The sequence below is a fragment of the Pedobacter suwonensis genome, from assembly GCF_044762335.1.
Classification (GTDB): Bacteria; Bacteroidota; Bacteroidia; order Sphingobacteriales; family Sphingobacteriaceae; genus Pedobacter.
On the sequence record NZ_JBIWEB010000031.1, the window covers coordinates 1 to 25,512 of the forward strand.

At 44.8% G+C, this 25,512-nt stretch carries 23 protein-coding genes; 3 read left to right on the forward strand and 20 right to left on the reverse strand.

The features are described from left to right. Positions 1–129 precede the first annotated feature (129 nt). Positions 130–309, reverse strand: coding sequence for a histone H1 (locus ACIQXP_RS24510; protein WP_387508554.1), 180 nt, complete (start codon positions 307–309; stop codon positions 130–132). A 435-nt stretch (positions 310–744) separates the two neighbouring features. On the opposite strand from ACIQXP_RS24510, the gene ACIQXP_RS24515 reads away from it, so the two are divergent. From ACIQXP_RS24515 to ACIQXP_RS24525, 3 genes are read left to right on the forward strand one after another with little or no spacing between them, the layout of a single operon-like run. Then, positions 745–1,923, forward strand: a complete 1,179-nt coding sequence (locus tag ACIQXP_RS24515; protein WP_387508552.1) for a di-heme oxidoredictase family protein — start codon at positions 745–747, stop codon at positions 1,921–1,923. 2 nt (positions 1,924–1,925) lie between these two features. Beyond that, complete coding sequence (locus tag ACIQXP_RS24520; protein ID WP_090985871.1) at positions 1,926–2,372, forward strand: QcrA and Rieske domain-containing protein; 447 nt, start codon at positions 1,926–1,928, stop codon at positions 2,370–2,372. Beyond that, complete coding sequence (locus ACIQXP_RS24525) at positions 2,369–3,595, forward strand: hypothetical protein (protein WP_387508550.1); 1,227 nt, start codon at positions 2,369–2,371, stop codon at positions 3,593–3,595. Before ACIQXP_RS24520 ends, ACIQXP_RS24525 begins: the two co-directional genes overlap by 4 nt. 163 nt (positions 3,596–3,758) lie before the next feature. On the opposite strand, the gene ACIQXP_RS24530 is transcribed toward ACIQXP_RS24525, so the two are convergent. The 19 genes from ACIQXP_RS24530 to ACIQXP_RS24620 form a co-directional block, all read right to left on the reverse strand. Next, a complete protein-coding gene (locus ACIQXP_RS24530; protein WP_387508548.1) occupies positions 3,759–4,646 on the reverse strand; it encodes a bestrophin family protein in 888 nt (295 codons plus the stop codon). Between the two features lie 105 nt (positions 4,647–4,751). Then, positions 4,752–6,386: an ArnT family glycosyltransferase gene (locus ACIQXP_RS24535; RefSeq protein WP_387508546.1), complete on the reverse strand. Its 1,635-nt coding sequence runs from the start codon at positions 6,384–6,386 to the stop codon at positions 4,752–4,754. A 111-nt stretch (positions 6,387–6,497) separates the two neighbouring features. Next, positions 6,498–6,851: a hypothetical protein gene (locus ACIQXP_RS24540; RefSeq protein WP_387508544.1), complete on the reverse strand. Its 354-nt coding sequence runs from the start codon at positions 6,849–6,851 to the stop codon at positions 6,498–6,500. Positions 6,852–6,890: 39 nt separating this feature from the next. Then, entirely contained in the window at positions 6,891–7,091 is a 201-nt protein-coding gene (locus tag ACIQXP_RS24545) for a hypothetical protein (protein ID WP_387508542.1), read from the reverse strand. A gap of 278 nt (positions 7,092–7,369) precedes the next feature. Further along, a complete protein-coding gene (locus tag ACIQXP_RS24550; RefSeq protein WP_387508540.1) occupies positions 7,370–8,161 on the reverse strand; it encodes a phosphatase PAP2 family protein in 792 nt (263 codons plus the stop codon). An 11-nt stretch (positions 8,162–8,172) separates the two neighbouring features. Further along, positions 8,173–8,637 (reverse strand): MgtC/SapB family protein, encoded by a 465-nt coding sequence (locus tag ACIQXP_RS24555; RefSeq protein ID WP_387508538.1) that lies wholly within the window; start codon positions 8,635–8,637, stop codon positions 8,173–8,175. A gap of 9 nt (positions 8,638–8,646) precedes the next feature. After that, positions 8,647–9,339, reverse strand: coding sequence for an HD domain-containing protein (locus tag ACIQXP_RS24560; protein ID WP_387508536.1), 693 nt, complete (start codon positions 9,337–9,339; stop codon positions 8,647–8,649). Positions 9,340–9,346: 7 nt separating this feature from the next. After that, positions 9,347–11,296, reverse strand: a complete 1,950-nt coding sequence (locus tag ACIQXP_RS24565; protein ID WP_387508534.1) for an LTA synthase family protein — start codon at positions 11,294–11,296, stop codon at positions 9,347–9,349. 3 nt (positions 11,297–11,299) lie between these two features. Next, a complete protein-coding gene (locus ACIQXP_RS24570) occupies positions 11,300–11,548 on the reverse strand; it encodes a hypothetical protein (protein ID WP_387508532.1) in 249 nt (82 codons plus the stop codon). A 98-nt stretch (positions 11,549–11,646) separates the two neighbouring features. Next, positions 11,647–11,823 carry a DUF2188 domain-containing protein gene (locus ACIQXP_RS24575; RefSeq protein WP_387508530.1) on the reverse strand — a complete coding sequence of 59 codons (177 nt, stop codon included), beginning with the start codon at positions 11,821–11,823 and terminating at the stop codon, positions 11,647–11,649. A 22-nt stretch (positions 11,824–11,845) separates the two neighbouring features. Then, positions 11,846–12,532, reverse strand: a complete 687-nt coding sequence (locus tag ACIQXP_RS24580; protein ID WP_387508528.1) for a DUF1345 domain-containing protein — start codon at positions 12,530–12,532, stop codon at positions 11,846–11,848. 9 nt (positions 12,533–12,541) lie between these two features. Continuing rightward, positions 12,542–13,285 carry a ZIP family metal transporter gene (locus tag ACIQXP_RS24585; protein WP_387508526.1) on the reverse strand — a complete coding sequence of 248 codons (744 nt, stop codon included), beginning with the start codon at positions 13,283–13,285 and terminating at the stop codon, positions 12,542–12,544. Further along, a complete protein-coding gene (locus tag ACIQXP_RS24590; protein WP_387508524.1) occupies positions 13,275–13,928 on the reverse strand; it encodes a phosphatase PAP2 family protein in 654 nt (217 codons plus the stop codon). Before ACIQXP_RS24590 ends, ACIQXP_RS24585 begins: the two co-directional genes overlap by 11 nt. Positions 13,929–13,943: 15 nt before the next feature. Further along, a complete protein-coding gene (locus ACIQXP_RS24595) occupies positions 13,944–15,266 on the reverse strand; it encodes an NRAMP family divalent metal transporter (RefSeq protein WP_387508522.1) in 1,323 nt (440 codons plus the stop codon). 3 nt (positions 15,267–15,269) lie between these two features. After that, the gene (locus tag ACIQXP_RS24600; protein WP_387508520.1) at positions 15,270–17,462 is read right to left on the reverse strand and encodes a heavy metal translocating P-type ATPase; all 2,193 of its coding nucleotides are present in this window, start codon (positions 17,460–17,462) and stop codon (positions 15,270–15,272) included. A 154-nt stretch (positions 17,463–17,616) separates the two neighbouring features. Beyond that, positions 17,617–18,849 (reverse strand): efflux RND transporter periplasmic adaptor subunit, encoded by a 1,233-nt coding sequence (locus tag ACIQXP_RS24605; RefSeq protein WP_387508518.1) that lies wholly within the window; start codon positions 18,847–18,849, stop codon positions 17,617–17,619. A 10-nt stretch (positions 18,850–18,859) separates the two neighbouring features. Continuing rightward, a complete protein-coding gene (locus ACIQXP_RS24610; RefSeq protein WP_387508516.1) occupies positions 18,860–23,242 on the reverse strand; it encodes a CusA/CzcA family heavy metal efflux RND transporter in 4,383 nt (1,460 codons plus the stop codon). A gap of 105 nt (positions 23,243–23,347) precedes the next feature. Then, a complete protein-coding gene (locus tag ACIQXP_RS24615) occupies positions 23,348–23,668 on the reverse strand; it encodes a DUF6660 family protein (protein ID WP_400454294.1) in 321 nt (106 codons plus the stop codon). 415 nt (positions 23,669–24,083) lie between these two features. After that, positions 24,084–25,512 (reverse strand): TonB-dependent receptor plug domain-containing protein (locus ACIQXP_RS24620; RefSeq protein ID WP_387508514.1); only part of this gene is annotated, 1,429 nt, incomplete at its 5' end.

A 25,512-nucleotide genomic window follows, 5' to 3' on the forward strand; every position in this document is an offset into this window, starting at 1 on the left:
CCTTTTTGCACAACAACTTCTGCTTTTTTCAAGCAACAACTCTGGGGGTCAATTTGAAATTGGCGAAAGGGGGTCAAATTTATTGGTATATGCACACTAATGGCCTTATTTCCCAAAACAGTCTCTTGTTTATTTATCGTTATTTTTTTTCTCTGTAACTTCAGCCCTTATCTCCTGAGCCAAAACCTTAAGGTCCTGCATTGCCTTACGTACTCGCGTCCCAGCCGCTGCGTTTCCACCATCATAAAATTTTGTTACATCGGCTTCTACTAAAGCAATAACTTCCTGCACCTGTTTGAATTTGTCCATAACTGTTTTTTTTAAAGGGCCAGATGACCCTGGTATTGTTTTTTATCTAGGAAACCGTATTCCAGCCCTAAAACTAAACATTTCAACCAAAATTCAAAAAGAACTTTAAAAATTCCGAATCCTACATCATTGCCTGCCCTTATTACATCTGCTTACAATGGATAAACCGTAGCATCCGCCAACAAAATACCCTATCCGGTGAAGTTCCTGATTTGAAAGCAATAGATGATTTACTGTTTTGGTTTATAATACTGCATTCCGTGCTCATGTTAAAAAAGTAGGTCACTTTGGGAGCCGTGCATTATAATTCCGACACCATTAAAATCAATCTAAAAATAAATTTAGATAAATCTAAATTTATTTTTAGTCTTTTCTATTTTTATTATTAGATTTACAAAAAAATCAGATAACATGCAGAAAAGATTACCGATTGTCATGCTTTCACTTATGAGCCTGGTTGCTATAATGGTGTCCTGTGAGAAGATAATCCCTTCTTCTCCAAAAGAGGATGAAATTCTTGATGGCCCGGTAGAAGGACTCAGCTATGAACAGCTCAGACGGTTCGCTTTGGGAGATGCAGCCTTCAACAATGAGATATTTACCCCTGAGAATGGTCTTGGTCCTGGCTTTGTTGCAACCAGCTGCGGAAGCTGCCATGCGGGTGACGGCAAAGGCCATCCTTTCACTACGCTGGTCCGTTTCGGGCAGACCGATGAAAGAGGCAATAAATTTTTGGACCAGGGAGGCCCACAACTGCAGAACAGGGCTATTCCCGGATACCAACCTGAGCAAATCCCAGCAGGGGCCACCTTTTCAAAATTTACACCGCCTGCCAATACCGGCCTTGGCTTTCTCGAACTGGTAGCTGATGCAGATATACTAGCTATGGCTGACCCTCAGGATCTGGATAATGACGGCATTTCTGGTGTCCCAAATTACGCAGTGCTTCCCTCATATGTTCAGGCCTTTAACAATGCTATTGCACTGAAGGGAAAATATATTCATCGTTTTGGAAAAAAGGCGGCAGCATATAACCTGCTCCACCAGACCGTGAATGCCTACAACCAGGATATCGGGATCACTTCAAGCTTTGATCCTGTGGATGCCTATACGCGGATGGTGATTGATCCTGAAATCCCCACACTTACAGTGAATAACGTGGTGTTTTATCTACAGACGCTAAAAGCGCCCATACAGCGTGATGCAGGGAATGCGGAAGTGGAAACTGGCAGAAAACTGTTCGAAAAGATCAACTGTTCAGGCTGTCACAAGCCTACCCTAAAAACAGGTTTTTCCCCGGTTGCTGCTCTCTCCAACAAAGAATTTCATCCCTATACCGACCTGTTACTTCACGATATGGGACCTGGGTTGGACGATGGTTATACGGAAGGATCGGCAAAAACCTTCGAATGGAGAACCCCGCCCCTATGGGGACTGGGACTTTCGATGAATTCACAGGGGGGATCTTATCATCTGCTGCATGACGGAAGGGCAAAAAGCATCGAAGAGGCCATAACCCTTCATGGCGGCGAGGCATCTGCAAGCCGCAACAGGTTCAACCAGCTGTCTGGGACAGAAATAAATGCTATGCTCAGATTTTTAGAATCACTATAGAAATGAAAAGAAAAGATTTTATAAAAGGCTGTGGAATGGCCTGCCTTGGAGGCCTTGGGATCACCACGTTGATCAGTGGATGCAGCAGCCTGGTGCCGGCGACGGGCGAGATTGCAGGGGATAACCTTGTAGTAGAAATGAAGGACTTTGAGCTCAGACAGGGGAAAAATGTCCAGTTCAAAAGATACATTGTAGTCAGCAATGACCTGCTCCGATATCCCATCTGTATCTATAGGCATGACGAACTGAATTATTCTGCACTGTGGATGCAGTGTACACACCAGGGAACTGAGCTCCAGGCTTTCGGAGACAGGCTTCAATGTCCGGCGCACGGAAGCGAGTTTGACAATAAGGGCAGAATGACCAATGGTCCGGCAGAAGCAAACTTAAGAACCTTCCCCATCACCATAGAAAAAACCAGGATCAAAATTTCACTGAAGGCCGTATGAAAAAACTCTTTACGCTAATCATATCTATTGGTATCGGTCAGATGGCTTTTGCCCAGATCGACCCGAAACTTTTAAGGGCCAAACCCAGTGATACCGCAAAAAACTCACTCAACATGGATGCAGTTTATGAACGGCCTTTTATTGCCGTGGGAAAACTTCCGGTGTCGGTGGGCGGGTATATGGAAGCCAACTGGCAGTATCAGGGTACCGACGGCGTCTCTGAAGGACAGCAGTTTCAGTTCCGAAGGATGACGCTATTTGTAGCCTCAACCATTTCCAAGCGCATCAAGTTTCTTTCCGAGATTGAATTTGAACCTGCTGAAAAAGAAATAGCGGTTGAATTTGCTGCGCTGGATCTGGAACTGCACCCCTTGCTTAATTTAAGGGGTGGAATGATATTAAATCCCATTGGTGCATTCAACCAGAACCATGACGGTCCTAAATGGGAATTCACCGACCGTCCGATCGCCATGACACAGATGCTGCCTGCAACCTGGAGCAGTGCAGGATTCGGGATTTATGGCAAAAACTATAGTGGTGACTGGATGCTGGGCTACGAGTTATATGCCACAAGCAGCTTTGACGATTCCATTATTGCAAACCCTGAAAACAGGACCTCCCTGGCTGCCTCAAAAAGGAATCCGGAAAGGTTTGAAGAAATTGCAAGCGGGCAGCCGCTTCTAACGGGAAAGGTTGCAGTACGAAAGAACAATATAGGCGAACTCGGCTTATCCTATATGGGAGGCGTTTACAATAAATGGCAGTCTGACGGGATCGTGCTCGATGAAAAACGCAGGCTAAATGTTTTTGCCATAGACTTTAACACCACACTTCCCAAACTTAAGACCTTCATCACCGCGGAGTGGGCATGGATCAAAGTCGATGTTCCCGACACCTATTCCCAGCAGTTCGGGAGCCGTCAGATGGGGGGATATATGGATATTGTTCAACCTGTGATCAAAAGAACGATCCTGGGCTGGCAGCATTCTGTTGTAAGTTTAGCCTGCAGGGTAGAATATGTGGACTGGAATGTGGGAAGGTTCAGGGAGACCGGCGGGAATATTGGTGATGAACTATTCAGCATTATGCCTGGAGTCAGTTTCCGGCCAAGGCAACAGACCGTGTTGAGGTTTTCCTACCGAAAACAGTGGCAGAAGGATATCCTTGGAAACCCAGCGGCCAGAACCGGAGCAGTCCAGTTTGGGATATCTACCTATTTTTAGGCTCTGCTCCGGTATCTCATTCAGGTAAGGAGGGCATAAATGCGTAGCTTACAATGTAGACAATATCCACTAATAAGCAGATGGATATTGTCCCTTTACCAACCAGTGCAAGTAACCACCTCGTTTTTTAGGTTAAAAAGATGTCCACTATTGAATATTGCCATTACATAATGTAATATGTGGTTTCTGCCTTTTGCTGTTCTATCGGTGCATGCTCTATCATCTCCATTAAGTTTCTTTCAATGGTCATCGAAAGCGTGGTCATAGGTGTATCGGTCGGAACATTTTCGAAGGGGTCCTGCATGATAATGGCCGTTTTCTCGATCGTAATAAAAAGGATGGGAACGAGGAAAGTCAACAATATTTCTAATATCGGTGTCTCATCATCAAGCCCAAATGGCATAATGCTCATGAGCACATAAATCAGAAAATGGATCAGCACGCTATAGGACCGTGGAAATACAGTATTTTTGATACGTTCACATTTTCCCATTGAATCGCAGAGACGGGCAATCGTTGAATCGATCTGTACCAGTTTGTTAGCATCCAGATCAAAGCGTTCGCTGGCCGATGCAAGTTCTGCCGAATGACGGCTGAGCAGGAGGTTGGCGCGATTTTCACTTTTAAGGTTATGTTCAGAAAAATAGTCCTGTACTTTTTTTGACGAAGCTATCCCTCTTAGCGACTCGGAGAGTGCAAAGCACCATATCACCTGACGTAGAGCAAAAGACCTCACAATTTCTGCCCCATCCGCGCTTTTTGGAAAATAAAGCAGCAGCTGGCGCATGAGCGTTCTACTGTCGTTCACGATGGCACCCCAGATTACCCTTGCCTCCCACCATCGCTCATATGACTGCGAAGTCCTGAAAGCCAGCAATAGAGAAAGGGTTGTACCGACAAAGGCAGAAAGCGCTAGTGGGATTTTGATCTGTTTAAGGATGCCGTAATGGTCAAGGGTACCTGCAGCCACCGCATAAATTCCGATGGTGAGGATATCCCATTTGATGAGACGGATGAAATATAGCACTGATATTTTTTTGTCAATGAGCATATCTGTTATTTTTTTAATGTTATTAAATAGAATATAATGGTATCTCGGGACGGAAAATTAATGTTATTAAATATAAATATTTTATTTGATCACATATTTTCGGATTCATCTCTGGTTATTTTCAAGCGCAAGGGTCGTGTCCGGTATCGCGGTAAATGTCTGAGGGGTACTTATTGTAGCCGACGGATAATTTTCCACTCTCAGTTTTTCAGTATGCTTTTCATCATGCCTGAAAGGTCCTTTCCCCTCAGCATTCAATTCTTTTCCTGGACGGTAGAGATGACAGAGATACACCAGGAATTTTCTTACCGGCTTAGCGTTCCTGTAGATAACAATTGGACTCAATTGCCTGATGCTGCTGAAATAATTTTCCAGCGTAAGCGGATTATCACTTGCCTTGTCCAGGTCGGTAAATCCAGGCTGGGAATCGAGAAAGATAGCACATTTGCCGTTCAGCACAGATAGATCGGTTCCGATGTAACTGAAATGGAGCGCGTGCTCCCCTATCACGTTTTGCCCGTAGACAAAAAGTGGGCTATATAGATTGAGCTCGGCGGAGGTTTTATAGCTGTCTGCTGAAAAGATGAAGTCTGCTTTATATTGTTTTTTAAGCATCTGGGTTTTTTCATTTAGCTCCTTCCACCCTACCCAGGTATCATCGGAACGAACGGGAAACGGATAGAACACGATCTCACAGAGCAGGCCGGCATGGATTACAAGGGAAATGATGGTCTGTATTCTCACCCACCTGTTTTCCATTATCCCAGATGCAAGTATTATACCGGAAATATAGGCAGGCATCATCCAGTTTATTTTTATCCAATAAAAGGGTGATAGCATCAAAAAGCCAAGGAAGATGGGGAGAAAGAAAGCCAGTAGAAAGGCATTTTTATCCGAGAAAACTATCCTGCCCCGCTCCTTGGGCCTGAAGATCAAAAAAAAAGACCGGAAGAGAAAGACAAAAAGCACAGGAATGAGCAGTGCAAGCTGATGGCCCAGAAGGCCAAAGATAAACCTTGGATGAAACTGGAGTTGGGCAACCGAGTCCATGCGCTTTGATCCCTGGAAAGCGAAGGAAGCGAACCCGTTTCCGAAATTCCAGATAATCACTGGTGATGAAACCAGGATCATAATCAGGATGGCAAGCCAGGGCCAAATGGTAAAGAGTTTTTTTCTCATCGACGGGCTTATCAATAAGAACAGCATCATCCCTACGGGCAGAAAAACAGCCGTATATTTACTGTCAAAAGCCAGGCCCATCAGTATCCCTGCATATATCCAGTTTATTTTTCTATCCTTAAAAACAGCGTCGTGGATTTTACAAAGCGAAAGCGTCCAAAAAAAAAGAAGTGGGGTATCGGGTGTGGAAATCAGTGAAAGTATACTCACCATCAGGGTTGAGAGAAATATAACAATTACTTTTATGGACTGAAAAACGGGATAGAAACGCAACGACAACCTGTAAACGGCAAGGGAGGTGAACGCGGTCAGCAGCGAATCCCCGAACTTAATCGCCATCGGATTTGTGCCCAAAACGCCGGTAGATATCCTGATCAGCCATGCAATGGCCGGGGGATGGTCAAAATAGGATAGGCTTGGATGGCTGGCATAAAAAAAATAATAGGCATCCTGTGGCATGGGTCCCATAATAAAAATGGCAATCAGCCGGATAAGCAGAATGCCAGCCAGCATGTAAAACACTTGAGGTGGCAAAATGGAAGGTTTACGTGTTTGCAACATAATTAGGGCTATGAGAACAGGATGGGCATATATCTACCAGCGTGTTCAGGTAATCAATAAGATTTATTTGATCATATCGCTCTTGGCGACCAATAAAAAGCATGGGCAGGGTCAGTTCCGGATTCCATATACAGGCGGCCCGCGGAATCTGATGTAAATCAGATTATACCGGTTGGGAGCGGAACCGAAAAACCTAAAGGGATATAAGAGACATCTGAAATGCAAAAAAACGCCTGACTCGCGAAGGGTTAAGTGGTCGGCAAAAAAAGTTTTCGCTATTACTCTTGCAATTTCGGCCAGATGACCTGCAGGCAGAACGATGGCATGGCAATTCAGCTTCGCCTCTGTGCGTTTGTGAGTATCGCCATGTATGGTTTTTACATGCGGATTTTCCGGCACTAGTCCCTGGCCAAGCAGGAAACTGAAAGTGACAATCAGGACGGTACGTAAAAAATGGAAACTCATGCGCAGAAAGATTTATTTCAACTGAATATAGCCCATAAGCTAACGGGAGATGGAAGAGGCCGACCTATTGCTCTTTTTGGAATTATGCCTTGCCGTAGGCGTAAATAAGGCCAGAAACCAGAATAACACGGTCAGTAATACGATCAGAGTAATGATTAGCGGATTACTGAGCCTACTGCCCTTGCCAGAAATCCCGGGATTGGCATTTTCCATCGCGTTTTTCGTTCTTTTTTTTCTCACGTTGGTTTAAAAAATTTAATCTTTAACATAACCTTTATAATAATTTTGGCGATAGGTTTTATATTTTTTTTAACTTTAAGAGCTTAACAAGGTTTTATAATATGTCCTATTTTTTTAGCGAAGTGATTTCGGGCGTTTTCCAGTCCAGCCCGGATCTTTACTGCCTGGCGATCGACTTTTTTACCATCGCTCTCACAATGAAAGTTTTTCGCTGGGTAATTCGGATAAGCATACTTTCGCCCCCAATCTTTCAGAAATAGCAAAACCATTGTTAAGCGTCAAAAATAGCTTACCATTCCTACCCCTATCGTGCCATGGTTATAACTTGGCAGCATGACCGATCGGCCCATATCCTTTGAGGTAAATAAACCCCTAATTTTCGGATATAGCCAGTAGGCTGCCCGGGTGGAAAGAAAACCTATACCTGCCCCTGCAACCACATCGCTCAGCCAGTGTTTATTGTTATACATGCGGTAATAGGCTGTTGCAACTGCGGCAGCATAACCAGAGATTGAATAGGCCAGAGACCTTGCGCCGTATTCCTGGTTCAGGAATTCCGCGGAAGCAAACGCTTCCGCAGTATGGCCGGAAGGGAAGGCATTGCTCGAGCCATCCGGCCTTGGCACTTTGGTAATTCTTTTCAGGGATTGACAGGATGCGGTAAGAATGATGTTGCTCAACAGGTAAACCCCCGCCTGATCGAGCGTGGAATTCCTTCCCTTTACCCCGGCAGCACTAAGGCCCAGAACCAGCACTCCGGGGGCAAACTGTAAATAGTCATCCACGCGGAATTTAGGGTGGGGGTGTTCAAGGGCAAATTCATGGCGTGCGGCGATATCCAGGTCACTAAGTCCGTGATTGCCAAGTTTTACAAATCCGTAAGCAATACCTGCCGAAGATGCAATGGCAGCGAATGGGGACATCCTTATCTTGAATCGCCGGACTTGTTCATTGTTGTTTTTTGCCATTATACCGGTATCTGCTTTTAGGCTATCGACTGAATCCTGGGCAAGGGATAATATCGGTCCTAAGACCAGTACCATCAGAAAGAGGTTACTGAATATTTTCATTTTTTAGCTGTTTAGTCATCCATTGTATGAGCATCATCACCATGTTTCATTTTGTTTTTCCATTTCACATACCATTTCTGGTGATGGAGGCTTAGCAGAAAATAAATTCCACAGGCAGCGGCTATTGCGATCACAAACATGTTGAGACCAACGGCGACACCGATGCCCGCAGTGCACCAGATCGTGGCTGCAGTGGTGAGCCCCTGTGAGCTATTGGTCTGTTCGTTCTTGTAGATAATACCGGCGCCGAGAAAGCCGATCCCCACTATAATGTTGGCAATAATCCTCGAGGCAGCGGCCATATCACCCATATGTTCACCGATAGCGGTAAAGAGGGCGGCACCCAGACATACCGCGGCATAAGTGCGTATTCCAGCACTTCTACCATGCCTTTCCCGGTCAAGCCCTATGATGCCTCCAAGGATAAATGCGGCAAAAAGCCTCAAAAGTATGTCCCATTCGTTGTCCAGATCCATTTCGTCTTTTTAGTTTGGTTTATTTTTTATGCGCTCGTTCACCAGAAGGATATTATTTTGCTTTCCTTGCGATAGCAGAGAATTGCAATAAGGGGTAAAGAAACGGTGTGCAGATAGAAATGCAAGTGTTTTTTTATCCCAGTTGCTTAGGTCTTCATCTGCCCTTTTCTGCATTTCGCGCGCAACCTTTGCATCGGTGATGAGAAATTCCTCATTGCCCAGGTTATAGGTATCCGCATCACAGATAATTTCTTCAAGGATATTCTTTGGGCTATGCGGAATGGAGGTGGAGAGGATGCAGCGGCCAATGGCGGAAATGATATCCGGTGCAATCCCTTTATCTGAAAGAAACTCTTCCATCAGTCGCACGCTTCGATGCTCATGGCCGGCAGGAGGTCCAGTCAGCTGCCCGGTGTCATGAAACCATGCGGCAGAGAAAAGTATGAATTCCTGAAGGTCATCCAGGCGAAAATTGGAAGCGATTTCCTGCGTCCGTTTGACAACTAACCTGGTGTGTTCCAGATCGTGATAGACCAGGTCAGTCTGCCAGTGCTCCCCAAAAAGATAGCTTACATAAGATTGAACATCGCCAATAAGCATGCTGAAGATGTTTTTGCGCCTGCGCTTAAAAAAGTATTTACCTGTTAGCAGGATTACAGACCCGGCAAGTACGCAGATCAATAGTAATTGATAATAATTCATAATATTCTTATTTTTTTAATCCGCCTGTCCTAAAGAGATAATAGGCACTCTGATAATAAGAAATGGCTTCCCGGTCCATTGTCCCGGAAGATTTTACAGGTGTCTGCGTATTGGCCTTGAAATCGTAGATATAACTCTGTGGGGCTTTCCTTGGACTGAGTACCACAAGGGTGTCGCTACGGAGATAACCGAGCTTTTGATAGGTCCCCAGTAATATCCTTGGGCGGTAACCAGCTGAGCGTACATCCATTCCATAGTTATTGCTCTGAAAATCCCATTTCAACAGGCCGAATAAGGTTGGATAGAGATCTATCTGCGAACATAGCGCAGGGACTTTGAAAGGGGACTGTCCCTTTAGATTATAGATCATCGCCGGGATATGGTAACGGGAGATATCAATCTCATTCTTTCCTGCGCTTTCCGCACAGTGATCGGCAACGAATATAAACACGGTATTGCTGAACCACGGTTTTTTCCGGGCATTTCTTAAAAATTCCCCAATGGCATAATCGGAATATTTTACTGCGCCCTCTCTTCCCGTGCCTGGTGGGATATCTATTTTTCCCTTGGGATAGGTAAAGGGCCGATGGTTGGAAGTGGTCATGACAAAATCGTAGAAAGGCTTCTTTAACGAGTGCCTTTTATCCGCATCACGGATTACCGCAGCGAAAAGATCCCCGTCCGAAACGCCCCAGGCATTTTCAAAGCTCACTTCGCTATCGGTCAGTATGGTCCGTTTTCCCTGATAGGCATCGCCCATTGTAAGTTTCCTTCCCCTATCTGTTATGTCATAGCCATTGCTTCCGAAGAATTGGTTCATATTGTCAAAGTAACCGTCCCCGCCATAAAAAAAGCATGTGGAATACCCCCGGTTGGAAAAAATACTGCCTATTGTACTCAGGTTTGCATTATTGCCCCGCCTTACAATACTATTCCCCGGTGTTGGCGGAACGGCGAGGGAAAGCGCCTCCATCCCTCGCACGGTACGGGTGCCTGTTGCATACATGCGCTCAAATAGGATGCTCGCTTTGGCTAGCGAATCCAGAACGGGTGTCAGTTTTTGTGTATTACCAAAAGTGCCCATATAATCGGCGCTGAAACTCTCCATGACTACCATGATGACATTGGGTTCCTCCTGTCCATTACCGGCCAGAACCAATCTACGTACCGAAGGTCCATTGAGGATAAACCTACTAGAGGGAGAAGAGAGTTCTTTTCTTACGGTACTAAAAGCAAGTTCATTTGCGATCATCGGATAAAACTGATCGTAGCTAAGCTCATTAGCTCGGAAAGCTGCGATGAAGGAATATATGCCGGCCTTGGAAATTTCGCCTGCATATCGGTTACCGCTTTTATCCCCCCAAGAATTATTTACCTGCAGAGTATAAAATATTGCTGTTAAAATTACCAGAGCTGTGTTTACCGAGCGACGGGCAAAAGGTGTAGCAGATTCAAAGCTCTTTTTGAATGCCCCCTTCATAAGATAGTTCCATAAAAGGGAGATGATGACAACGCCGGAGATTAAAAGAGGGAGCGGATAGGATTCGTTGATGTTGTGCACAACCTCATAAGTATAAACAAGATAGTCTACTGCTATAAAGTTGAAACGACTCTCAAATTCACGCCAAAAAGTAAATTCTGCAAAAAAGGAGAATACCGATATCAGTACCATCAGAAAAAGAAGAATATGGGTAAACAACTTGTTAAATCCAGTTCTGTTCCATTTTTGTGGAAGAATGAGCAGATAAAGTGCATAAAATACACTGAAATATGTGGCCACCCCAAGATCGAAGACAAATCCTTTAGCAAAAGCGGTGAGAATTTCTCCAAATCCCAGCCCCGCCTTTCCGAGCGAAATCACAGTAAAACTGATTCTCAGTATGGTCGAGACACAGATGAAGAAAAAGATAAAGGAAGATAGTACACTATATCGGCTTTTCATAAAAATCTGTTTCATGGTTTATTTTTTAGATCCGGGGGTATTGATAACAGAATTGTTGCTTTTTTCCTTGGTATCCTTGTTCCAATGTGAATTATAGAAATGTTTGGCTTTAAAATAAATGGCGAGTGCCAGCAGCAGCGCCAGAATCCAATAAAATACCATCAGGAAGACCGATTTCTTCGGTCCTTTTACCTTCTTCTTTTTTGTGGTTGTCCCACCTGCCCTGGCAGCAGTGGGCCGGGCGCTGTTTTTTTTCTTTGTCTGCATTTTATTCAATGTTTTAAGATCGGTCAGGAGTCTTGTGGATACCTTTCCGCGGTTTGCATTATATTTTGTGTGACCGGGGGATAATCTCTGCTCTGCCATTATCCCTCCAGGTTGATAAACCATTGCTGGGCCCGGTTGATGGCAACCTCAACAATATTGAGCTCGCTTACCTCTCTGGTAATTCTAAGTTCGTTGGCGATCTCGATCGCTTTTTCCCTTACCCTTGGGTCAAGGTCCTTCATCTCAAGTGGAAAATTTTCTGGTGTCCAGTCCATAGGTTTTTAGTTTTATATTAAATTATTTTTGGATCATGCCCGAGAGCACATTGATTGTCAGGGCAACTATTACTGTATTAAAGGCGAATGAAAGCACACCGTGCATCCAGGCAAGCCTTCGGATCCGTTTGGAGGAGATTTCTACGTCAGATACCTGAAAAGTCATTCCAACCACGAAAGCGAAATAGACAAAATCCATATAATCGGGATCTTCTTCTCCCGGAAAGATCAGTCCTCCGGGCTTTTCTATTTTTCCTTTTTTCTCATGCTCGATGTCACAGTAATAGAAATGTGCATATCGCATGGTAAAGACGGTATGAACCAGCCACCATGAGCTAACTACACAGAGCAACGGAATAACGATAGTCATAAAAAAGCCCTGATCGGTCTTTTCCGAATTCTCACGCAAAAGGATAATAATGGAAAAAAGACTGGCGAATGCAGCGGCTATGGCAAAAAGAAAAATGAGCGTCCTGCTTGAATCCTGCGCATGGGCATCGTGTTTTATCTGACTGGGATGCGAGGCGTTAATGGTTGTCCAGGCGAGCGTTATGCTGGTTATTGCATAGCTGAGCCATGCAACCATCCACCTGACAGAGGTTTCCAGTTCCATAGCATAGCAAATACCAAGGACGGCAAGAGCAACACCCAAGGAGAGGTAAAGTTTATGGTGCGCATCGAGCTGACTGATTTTAGTGATAATATGCATTGGTTTAGATTAAATAATTAGTCCCAGAACCATAAACAGAAGAAATCCTAGGAAAAAAGCCGCGGTAAAAAATGGAGAATCCTTTTCTTCATGGGCTTCGACAAGAAGTTCCTCGGTAACTAAAAACAGTAAGGCTGCGCTACCGAATGAGAGCACAAGTTCCAGTACTTTTTCTCCCGTAAAATGCAGCATAAAAAAACCACCCCCCGTTCCCAATAGAAAAACCAGGCCAAATAGCGAGAGCACCCTGATCAGCCTCCTTTTGGAACTTCCAAGCTTGGTCAGCCTGGTACCTACTGCGAGTCCTAGCGAAAGGCATTCCATCGCAAGTGCCAGTGCAAGCAGGGTTCCTTCTTTTGATCCCGCTGCAAATCCTATCCCCAAAAGAAGACCGTCCAAGAGTAGGTCAATGCCTACCGCGATAAGCATTCCCCAAGGCAAAAGCTTTCCATCATTTGATCCGCCCATTTTGAGCTCAAGCCTGGCGGTATACCATTTGACCAGAAGCATCGCCGAAATACCCAATGTAAAACCTATAATTATCGCGGTTGTATCATGGATCCTGATCATATCTGGCAAAAGCTCAACTGCCACGACTGAAAAAACTACCCCTGCAGCAAAGTGGAGGATCGTACTCTGCACAGCAGCCGTGGGCTTTTTCCAGGTTACGATCATGCCACCGACTATAAGTAAGACGACCGGAAACGCTGCAAACAGCATTATGTTTAATGAAATAAGTTGTTTAGCCTGCATAATTCTTTCTTAAATAAATCCTGTAAGTAATAAATGAAAGATACCCGAGCAGGATACTGACTGCCGAGCCAGAAATAATTTCCCGGGGATAGTTCCAGCCGTTGTATGCCCTACTGGTAAGGACAAGCAACGCCCATAGGCCCATCAAAATATTCTGCAACAGGTGGCCTCTGCCAAAAAACAGGCCCAGCAAAAATGCCAGACCTGCCACAATGGACGACATAGGAATGCACCCATAAGCATCGCCCGGACCACTGGGGCCTATTTCCAACATGTTCTTAAGGGCTTGATCGTAGAAAGGTCTCAAATGCCCAAAGAGGGTATTGTAGGCAGACAGGCTGCCTATGGAAACCAATAAATAAAATAAGATAAAAACCGCTATCCTGGAAAACCTCACCCGGTTGTAAGCCACTAATCTCAAGAGCAGGAAACAGTAAAAGGGTATCCAGAACCAGAAACTGGAGGACTCTTTCATAACCGCATCCCAAAAACTGGAACGGTTATGATTTGCAAGGAGGAGAAGATTTTCGTCAGCGCTTTCTAGATAGTTTGAGATATGGTTATCAGCACTTACGAATATGCCCGTAAGGCCTAAAAATACTAAGCCCGTAATCAAAACCGGAAATGGAATCTTATTTTTCATGGATGGGCTATTGTTTTATGGGGTAAACTGTAAATAGATCAGGAATATTGCCGAAACAGCCATAACAAGGAAAGTCGCAAAGCCAAGTATGTTAGAAACTTTGCCATTGGTAAAGGCTCCCATAACCTTTCGGTTGTTGGATATGTGCAACAATATGGCAATGATCACAGGAGAGGTGACCCCATAAAGTATCGCGGTGTAGAGCAGAGCATCCACGGGGCTGATTCCTATATAGTTCATCAAAAGCCCGAGGATAACCGAAATAATAATCACAGCATAAAAAGGCTTTGCCTGATTGAACTTTTTGTCCAGGTTGCCTTTCCATCCGAATGTCTCCGAGATGATATAGGACAAGCTTCCGCTGAGGACCGGGATTGCAAGAAACCCTGTTCCGATTACCCCAAGGGCAAAAAGAAGGTAAGATGCTTTCCCTGCAACGGGTTCAAGGGCTTTGGCAGCCTGCTCCACGGTATCGATCTGACGAATTCCCTGGTTATACAAAGCAGTTCCGGTAGCCAGGATGGTAAAGAACATAATCATGTTGGAAAGCAACATACCCAGGTTTACGTCCAGCGACATCTTGCCGATAAGTAGCCCGATAAGTCTGTTTTCTTTCTTTTTATGTTCCTCCCCTGTGAGTTTTTCCCCATTGATACTGATTAGTCTTTTATTGACCATCATCTGCCTTTTTACAGACTTTACATCCTCAGCCTCCATTGCAGTCTGCCAGAAGAAAAGATATGGTGATATAGTCGTTCCCAGAATCGCTACCAACATGCCAATAAACTCCTTGTTCCATTTGATAGTTGGAATGAAGGTAGCCTTCATCACGGCTGCCCAATCGGGCTTGGTAAAAAAGGGAACGATTATATAAAGCATAAGCGTCAGGCACAGATACTTCAATACGGAGACAAATGTCGAATAAGGCAGGTAGATGATAAAGAATAGCAGAATTCCGGTAAACAGTACACTGAAAACAATGGCATGGACACTAGGAAATATGAGATGCGCCACTGCGCCCATTCCAGCGATATCAGCGCCTATGTTTAGTACAATTGCGGGGACGCTGAATAAAATCATCAGGTACAATACCCATTTTGGATAGTGGTTTTTAAGCGTAGTGGTCAGGCCTACCGTTGTGATCAGCCCGATCCGGGCGCAGATTTCCTGAATTGCTGCCATCAAGGGAAATGTGATAATCACTGTCCAAAGTGTTGCAAGCCCGTATTTTGCACCCGCCTGCGAATAGGTGGCAATACCTGATGGGTCATCGTCACTCGCACCGGTAACGATGCCCGGCCCGAGGGCCTTCAGGAATTTTTTAACCTTTTTGAACATCCTTTATTTTTTCTTCCCTTTTGGAGTTTTCTTATTATAGCTATTATTATAAGCCAGAAGCCTTAGTGCATTGAATACAACAACAAGGGTTGAACCTTCATGGGCAATCACCGCAGGACCGATAGTGGCTATCCCTGCAATAGTCAAGGGAATCAATGCACCGACAACACCAAGGGAAATCCATAGGTTCTGCTTAATGATACCTTTAGCCTTGCGACTGAGTCCGATAGCAAAGGGAAGGCTTTCCAATTTGTCGCCCATCAGGGCGATATCGGCAGTTTCCAGTGCTACGTCAGATCCGGCAGCGCCCATAGCGATCCCCACTGTACTCTTGGCCATTGCTGGAGCATCATTCACCCCGTCTCCCACCATGGCCACCATCTTTTCTGATTTGGCAAGCTTCTGTACCGCCTTCACTTTATCCTCGGGCATCAGGTTCCCCCATGCCTCGGTTACCCCAATCTGCTTGGCTACCGCTTCGGCAACCTGTTGGTTGTCACCTGTAAGCATGATCATCTTTTTGATCCCGAGCTCGGAAAGCTCTTTAAGCACGTTCTTGGCCTCATCCCTTGGAACGTCCATGAGAGACAGTATACCAATGAAATCCTTTTCCACTTTAACCAGCATCGAAGTATGTCCGCCTTTTTCCAGATCTTCTACCTGCTTTTTTATATCATCAGGAATGCCGTCTTTTTCAAATAGCGCCTTGTTTCCTATGAATACTTTCTTTCCGTCTACTTCAGCCTGAACGCCCCTGCCCGTGATCCCTTTTACGTTATGAGCCTGGGGAAGCGTTTTTTTCTTTATTCTCTCACCAGCTCCCTTAACAATAGCTTCGGCCAGCGGGTGATCGCTTAGTTTCTCCACCGCTATGGAGATAGCCATTAATTCCTGTTCGTCAGTACCGTTGAGCGGAATGACGTTTGTGAGTTGGGGTTTTCCTTCGGTAAGTGTGCCAGTTTTGTCAAATGCAATGGCATTAAGTGCACCAAGATCCTCGAGAGGTCTGCCGCCTTTTATCAGAACGCCACCACGTGCTGCCCGGGCGACGCCACTGAGCACCGCACTAGGCGTGGAGATTGCCAATGCGCATGGGCTTGCAGCCACCAATACCGACATTGCCCTGTAAAAGCTTTTGCTAAACGGTTCATCAATCACCAAAAAGGCAAAACATAATAGTGCTACCAGCACCAATACTGTTGGAACAAAATATTTTTCGAACTTATCGGTAAAAAGCTGGGTAGGTGATTTTTGTTTTTCCGCCTCGTTGACCATTTTCACCAAACGGGAAATGGTGGAGTCCTTAGCCTCGCGGATGACCTTCACTTCAAGAACCGAAGCGCCGTTTATGGTTCCTGCAAAAACGCGGAATTGCGGTTTAATCTTCTTATCGGTGGTATAGTCGGTATCGGGGTCAGGAACGGGAGATTTATCTACCGGAACACTTTCCCCTGTGATTGGCGCTTGGTTAACGCTACCTTCTCCCTTCACAACAACCCCATCTGCCGGGATCTTGCTGTTGGGTTTAATGATAATGACATCCCCGAGCTCGAGTTCCTCGATTCTCACTTCGGATTCTTTACCATCTCTGACCACCAGGGCTGTAGGTGGTGCGAGGCTAGTCAAAGCTTCGATACTTTTTCTGGCCTTGCCCATAGCATAATGTTCCAGGGCATGTCCCAAGCTAAATAAAAATAGCAGCAATGCACCTTCAGCCCATGAGCCCAAAATAGCCGCGCCGATTGCTGCTACCAGCATCAGAAAATCAATTTCAAACCCACCTTTTAGTATGGTCTCGACTGCTTCCTTGGCCGTAAAGAAACCACCAAAGAAATAGGCCGTTATGTAGAGCACCAGGCTTGCCCATTCCGGCACACCGTCGATGAAGGAAATCCCAAATCCTGCGCCTAAGGCTACCCCACAGATGATGGCAAAGATCATCTCGGTGTTTTTACCGAAAATCCCGCCATGTTCATGATCATGGCCTTCCTCTTCAGCATGGTCAAGATGTGCCTCTTTCTCCTTTTCAGGTTCTTTTACCTTCCTGGATTGTTTTTGGGAAATAGGCTGTGAAGAAGTTTTGGTTTCTTCCTTTGCTGCCTTCGCTTTTGTTTCTTTGGAATCTGAGCCTTCCTTCCGGACTACGGGCTTTTCGGCTGATGATTTGGTGTCGGATTTCTTTTTCTTGTTTTCCATATCGGGGTAAATTGATTTTTGTTGAATATTCAGGGCAACCGCTTTATCTGTATTCTCTGCCCGTGTGGGTTCACTTTTTTTTTTAAAAAAGATGCCTCCCTAACGAGGCACCTTCTATTCAATGTGTGTACTAAAAATTCATTTTGTAGCGACTTTATTCTTCTTCACTGTTCTTCATTTTTGATAGCAGATCATAAGTACCTTTAAGTACAACCTTACCTGTAAAATCTCTTCCCGAAGGCATATTTACCTCTACATAACCGCCATCGGCTATACCCACTGTAACTTCTACCATTTCAAAATGATAACCAGCCTCAGTGGCGGTCTCTTTGGTTCCAGACTCGGTTTTTGCCGTTTCCTTTGCTTTTTTATCCGCTGAGTTCTGGACAAAAATGTATTTTTTGCCCTCAAAGTCTACAACCGCTGCAGAAGGCAGAGCCATTACCTGCACGGCACCTGTTTCAATGAAAGCCTTAAGGTAGGTACCAGGAATAAACCCGTTACTTCCCTGTGCTATTGCATGAACAGTCACAGTTTTATCGGCATTGATCTCGCCTCCTACCAGCTGTACGATAGCAGTACGCTGTGTAGAATCATTCGTTAACGTAAAAAGTACCTTTTGGCCTTTTTTCACTTTCTGAGCATCTTTTTCAAATACATTGAGCTCCACATGCAGGTTTGAACTGTTGACGATCTCAAACATTACATCGTTGGGAGCGACAAACTTACCCGTATTCACATTTACCTTGGTCACATAACCGCTAATAGGGGAATAGATATTAACCTGGCTGCGAATATTATTTGCGTTAAGGGAAGAAGGATTGATATTGATCAGTTGAAGACGTTGTTTTAGTGCATTTTCCCTTGCAAGATTCCCCATATAAGTTGCTTTGGCCTGTTGGAGCGTTTTCTGTGCATTAACGTTCTGCTGTGCAAGGGTTTGTTGTCTTTTGTATTCGGAATCCGAAACCTCAAGCTGGCTTTTGCTCTCTAGGTAATCCTGTTGCATCTGCACAAACTCCTGATTCTGGAGTATGGCAATAACCTGACCTCTGCTCACCTTTGTACCCTGTAACAGCGGAGTAGACTTTACAATACCGCCCATTTGGGTGGTAATGCTCACCAGGTTCTGTGGTGGCACGTCAATAAAGCCGTTCACTTTCAGCATACCGCTAAGTGCGCGTTGCTCGGCACTGCCCAGTTCTATCCCTACAGACTTGAACTGTGAGGCACTTAGTTCTACAGAATTGCTTTCCTCGGTTGCAGTGCTGTCTGCAGTGCCTTCCGTTCCCGCTGCTTCTTTTTCCTTGCTGCCGCAGGAAGAAAGCACTACTGCTAGTGCCCCTATGTAAGATAATCGGCTGAGGGCTTTAAATATTTTTTTCATTTCTCTATTGTTATTGACCTTTTAGGTACTGTAATGTGTATACTGATTGATTGTATTGGTTGATGGCCTCCAAATAGCTGAAGCGAATGTCAGAGTAGGTTCGCAGGGCCTGCAGATATTCTACATAGCCGATCTCCCCGGCCTGAAACGCAATCTGGGATTGCTTTAAGATCAGGTTAGCATTCGGCAGGGCGCTATTCTTATAATAGGCGATACTTCTGGAATTTTTCTGAAGGTCCTGAAAAGCCTGCTCGTACCTCCCGCGCAGGTCGGTTTGGGACAGGATAAAATCGCTTTCGGCGACCTGCTTATCTATCTTTGCTGCTTTTATCCTCGAGGAGAAAGGCTTAAAGAAAAGCGGTATGGAGATTCCGGCGGAAACACCCTGAAAACGCTTGCCACCGTTAAAATAAAGATCCTGGCCATCTACGTTCTGGGCACCGATAATGGATTGATTGAAATAGCCAACACTGAAATCGGGGCCTGAACGCGAACGCTCGAGCCTGATGGCTTTATCAGCGATTTGAATCTGCTGGGCCTGAAGTGCGAGAATTGGATTTTCAGCAGTTACGCTATCCGATGAGTTGATGTTCCAGGCGACCTGAGTAAATTCGGCATTCATAATGCTGATTTGCTCCCGGGTATTTAGCAAACGCTTGAGTTCGGCAGTGTAAGCCAAAATATCAGCTTCGTTTTTGCTCATCTGGTTGCGGACCTCATTGTATTGGGTTTCGGCGGTAGTTTTTTCAAGTAGATTGGTTTCCCCTGCCTGGTACCTCAATGAGGCCGCTTTCAGGAAACTGCTGTATACACTATCCTGACTATTATAAAGTTTTCGAAGGGCAATAAAATACTCCAGCTGGGCATAAACGCTTTTTACCTGATAGGACAGCTCCCTTTGGGTTACCTGCAGGCTGATCTCCGCCCCCCTGATTTGCGCATCGTATAAATTGCGCTGGCTTTTGAACAGCCCCGGATATGGGATGTTCTGTGAAGCAGAGAAATTATTGTCCCGTTTGATGGTATTTATTTGACCGTACTGTAGCTCGACAGTGGTTTTCCCCAGATCCATTGAAGATCCGCGGAGTGCCTGTTGACGGCCGATCTGCAGTGTAGAGGATTTGACGGACTGGTTATTGTTTAAAGCAGTGTTCAGTGCCTGTTCAAGGCTCATGCCCTGATTTGGAATGGTCTGGGCTTGTGTTTTAGAAGATATAGCAAAGAGTCCGATGAACATTGCAATGGCCACTACAGTTGTTGGAAGGGCAGTTTTTTTGCTTTTCCAACCTTCAAAATAAGTATATAGCACTGGAAGTACGATTAAGGTTAATATGGTGGAGGTAATCAGTCCTCCTATTACTACGGTTGCTAACGGTTTCTGCACCTCAGCGCCTGCTGCACTGGATATTGCCATTGGAAGGAATCCAAGAGAGGCTACAGTTGCGGTCATCAGAACAGGTCTAAGACGTATTGCTGTCCCCTTAAGAACGATATCCTGAATACTGTATTTGTTCATTTTCTTTAGCCTGTTAAACTCCGTAATCAGAACAATTCCATTTAGCACCGCCACCCCAAAGAGCGCAATGAAACCTACGCCTGCTGAGATACTAAAAGGCATTCCCCGGATAAGAAGTCCAAGTATACCACCAATTGCCGCCATAGGAATAGCTGAGAAGATGAGTATGGATTGTTTCACAGATCCAAAAGAGAAGTAAAGCAACAGCAGGATCAGTAGCAGGGCTACAGGTACTGCGACAGAGAGTCTTGAAGTTGCTTCTTTCAGGTTTTCAAACTGGCCGCCATAAGTGATATAGTATCCTGCCGGAAGCTTGATCTGCTGATTGATCTTAGATTCAATCTCCGTAACCACACTCTGGATATCGCGACCGCGGACGTTAAGCCCAACGATAATCCTTCGCTTGGTATCTTCCCGCTGTATCTGGTTTGGACCAATCTTGAATTCGATTTGTGCCAGCTGATCCAATGGTACCTGGTTGCCGTTCGGAGCGGTTACGTATACATTTTTAACATCATCTATCCCTTGACGATTTTGCTGTGAGAGTCTCACAATGATATCATATCTTTGCTCGCCCTCATATACAAGGCCTGCAGACTGCCCTGCAAAGGCAGTGTTTAACGCCTGGTTAACCGTTTCCACACTCAGTCCGTACTGAGCGATCCGGTCGCGGTTGATCTTTACCACAATCTGTGGCAGGCCGGTTGCCTGCTCCAGATAAAGATCTTTTGCGCCCTCTACACCCGAAACAATTTTCCCGATCTTTTGGGAAATACTGGTGAGTGATTCGAGGTCATCGCCAAAAACTTTGATTCCAATATCCTGTCTCACCCCCGAGATCAGCTCGTTCGAGCGGAGCTGGATCGGCTGGGAAAAACCAAAACTCACGCCAGGAACTTCTTCAAGGGCTTTGCTCATCATCTCGGCCAGTTCTTCTCTATCGTGAGTGGTGGTCCACTCCTTCTTATCTTTCAATACGATGGTAAGATCGCATGCTTCCATAGGCATTGGGTCAGTTGGGATTTCGGCTGCTCCGACCTTTCCGATCACTTCTTTTACCTCTGGAAATTTCTCTACCAGAATCTTGGACGCCTGGTTTACTTTGTCAATGGTCTGTGACAGCGAACTACCGGTCAATAACCTGGTTTCTACCGCGAAATCGCCTTCTTCCAAGGTGGGAATAAACTCTCCACCCATTTTCGTAAATATGAAAACGCTGATGGCCAACAGCACAACAGAGAATGCAACGACTAGAAAACGTCTGTTCAGCGCACCCTTGATCATTGGAGTGTAACGGCGCTGGAAAAAATCCATCATCCGATCTGAAAAATTCTTTTTGTGCGCAACTTTTTTGCTTAAGAACAGCGAGGAAACCATGGGAACGTAGGTTAGGGACAAAATGAATGCACCCATGATGGCGAACGATACCGTTTGTGCCATTGGTCCGAACATCTTACCTTCAATACCTACCAGCGCAAGAATGGGCAGATAAACAATCAGAATAATGATTTGTCCGAATGCCGCAGCACTCATCATCCTTACGGCAGATTTTTCAACCTGCTCATCCATCTCGGTTTGGGTATATGCCCTGCCCAATTTGTTTTCCGAGAGTATGTGCATGGTAGCTTCCACAATAATAACCGCTCCATCCACAATGAGTCCGAAATCAATCGCACCAAGGCTCATCAGATTACCGGAGACCCCAAAAAGGTTCATCATAGAAATCGCAAATAGCATGGCAAGCGGAATGACCGATGCAACCACTAGTCCGGCTCTGAAATTCCCAAGGAACAACACCAGAACGAAAATTACAATCAATGCTCCCTCGATCAGGTTTTTGGCTACTGTGCCCATGGCACGGTCGACAAGTGCACTTCTATCTAAGAACGGCTCAATGGTTACCCCCTTCGGTAGAGTTTTACTGATTCTGTCTATCTTAGCCTTCACCTGTTTTACCACGTTATTGGCATTTGCGCCTTTCAGCATCATTACTATACCGCCAACAGCCTCACCTTCTCCATCCTTTGTTGCACGGGTAAGTGCGCCATAACGGATTGAACTGCCGATCTGTACGGTAGCGATATCGTGGATAAGCACCGGGATTCCGTTCGCATTGTTTTTGACAACGATCTTATTGATGTCATCAAGATTGCCGACCAGGCCCTCGCTCCTGATAAAATAGGCATTGGGCTTTTTGTCTATATAGGCGCCGCCCGTGTTCTGGTTATTCTGTTCCAGGGCAGCGAAAACATCGCTGATACTCAGGTTCAGGCTCCGAAGCTTATCGGGATCAAGCGCAATTTCATACTGCTTTAAAAGGCCACCGAAACTGTTGACCTCCGCAATGCCCGGCGTACCAAGGAGCTGTCTCCTTACGATCCAGTCTTGAATGCTGCGTAGCTCGCGTGCATTGAATTTCTTTTCGAATCCAGGCTTTGCATGGATCACATATTGGTATATCTCTCCAAGACCTGTTGATATGGGGGATATCTCAGGATTACCAAGCCCTGATGGGATGTTGTTTTTGGCCTCAGAAAGTTTTTCATTGACTTGTTGCCTTGCCCAGTAAATATCCACATCATCATGAAATACAATCGTCACTACAGATAGCCCGAACCTTGAAATGGAGCGTACCTGCTCTATCTCAGGTATGGTGGACATTGTCTGTTCTACGGGATAGGAAATAAGCCTTTCTACCTCCTGGGTAGCAAGGGATGGACTAAGGGTTATGACCTGAACCTGATTATTGGTGATATCGGGAACGGCATCAATAGGAAGTTGTCTCAGGGAATATACTCCCCATGCGATCAGCCCCAAAGTGAACAGGGCTATTACAAGCTTGTTCGCTATTGAAAACTGAATAATTTTTTTCAGCATTATTTGTTTAATTAAGTAAAAAATAAAAAAGTCATATCAATGCATAGGTTACACCTCGTATGGATTATACAGGCAAATACATAGCATCAAAATGAAGATAGATTTTTAACTTAATTTAGGCGGTTGCCAAACAGATAATGGTAAAGATATAACCTCACCCATATAAGCTTCATTATATTCTGAGCTTATTGATTTTGAGATTACCACAAGAGGTGTTGAAGGCGTAATTTCAGAAGTAGTGTTACAGCACGAGCAAACGCAGAAAGGTGAACAGAAATCACTGAGTTCTTTCTCTGAAGCATGTGTCGTTATCCTTTTTTCAGCGAGTGACCCACCCTGCAACTTACCCATAGCGAATACATCGGCGCACGGAATGCAGCTGAGTATTACGATCATGAAGCCGAGAAACACACTGGATATTTTCACTTTAAAAATTTTACCAAATATACAAATTTATTTAAGAACAAAAATTTTTAGTCCTGGTTTGAAAAAATTTAATACTTTTTAATTAAAATAAACATAGCCTACCGGTTTCAACCCATCATTCAAAAGTTTCAATACTTGAACAAGCAACCGGAAACCTCCTTTGCCCAAACCAAAAAACTTCATATAATCTGGGTAAAAAGGAAAGGAAGTTTTCATTTATTGATGAGACAAGTCCAGGGGTAACCTTCAACCTTACACAACTGACCTTATCGGCCAGCATAGACTCTTCTGATGGAACATGGCTTTTAACCGCGATGAAAGTTTCAAATCAGCCGGCCAGGGATTTTTTAAATATCAAATCCCTGGCCCAGCTAAAATGTGAATTAATTACACAGAAAAGTCAATTACCCCAGGTTTAAAGTTTGAATTTTATCCCTCCGTTTATCACAAACCCATCGACAGGTGCATAGATGTCCCTGAAAACGGGACTTGTAATGCTTCCTGTATATATCGAATCAAAGCTGGTCTGCCTGGTGTCCGTTAAATTCTCAAAATTCACAAAAACTGAAAACCGTTCCCAAAGCTTTTCTGCCATCAGACCGGCAGTCCAATAGCTTTTACCAGTGGCACCATCGTTTAACTCCTGTTTGCTGAAATAGTATGCCTCGGCACCGATCTTCCACTTATCTTCAATCTCATACATCAGTACATTATTTAACCTGTGCTTTGAAACCAGCGGGTAACCCGTGCTGGTACTTGCTGCATGCTGGTTTACATCCGCCAATGTATAACCTATGAAAAGTTTAAAATCACCATAGGCTACTTTTGCATTAGTTTCCATTCCCCTTGTATCTAAATTGCCTTTCGGCTGTATATAGGTGAGATTGCCACCACTAGAGGCCATCAACAATATCGGGTTATTGATACGGGTATAAAAAAACATCTGGTTGATGCTGAATCCTACCGCTCCGTCAAACAAAGAGGTGCGATAGTTAACATCATAGTTGGCGCCATATGAGCGTTCCGCCTTTGTATTTGCCACATCTAAAGGCGCTACATTTCTGAACTGGATCCGCTCGGCATCTTCGGTAAATACAGTTGGCGCCTTATAACCTAAACCACCGCCTAAGCGGGTAGAAAAATGTTCATTGATCTTCCACAATCCGGAAATTCTTGGTAAAAAGAAAAATCCATATTCATTGTGGTAATCTCCCCTTACTCCTGATTCAAGACTAATTTTTTCAGATAGGTTCCAGGTGTTTTGTGCAAATGCTCCTATGGTATTATAATTGTAACTTCTGAGTGCATTGCTACTGTTCCGGTCTTCCTTAAAATTGTCGGTCAAAAAGTTTATCCCCAACACCCAGTCAGCTTTTTCGCCGTTACGGCTATAATTGGCCTCGCTATAAGTAGATACCTGAACGCCTGAAAACAGGTAATTTGGTAATCCGATACTCCGGTCGTAATAGCTCACTGAATTGCGGATAACCAGCTTTTCCTTTTCACTCAGTTTATGATCCAATTCAACCTGAGAACTGTAACGCCCGGTTTTATTCTCCTCAAAATAAGAATGGGCAGCACTGCCATTTCCCTTCACATATTCCAGGTCGCCACCGATCCGTTTTTCAGTTGTAGCGTTGATTCCAGCCGAAAGCGTAGTCGCATCATTGAAATAAAAAAATAACTTGGGGTTCAGGGTGAAACGGTCAAACTTGGGGATAGCCGTTAAGCCAACATCTGAAGGATCATATGCATATACCAATAAATTTGACCCCCTTTCGCCAATTTCAAATTGACCCCCAGAGTTGTTGCTTGAAAAAAGCAGAAGTTGTTGTGCAAAAAGG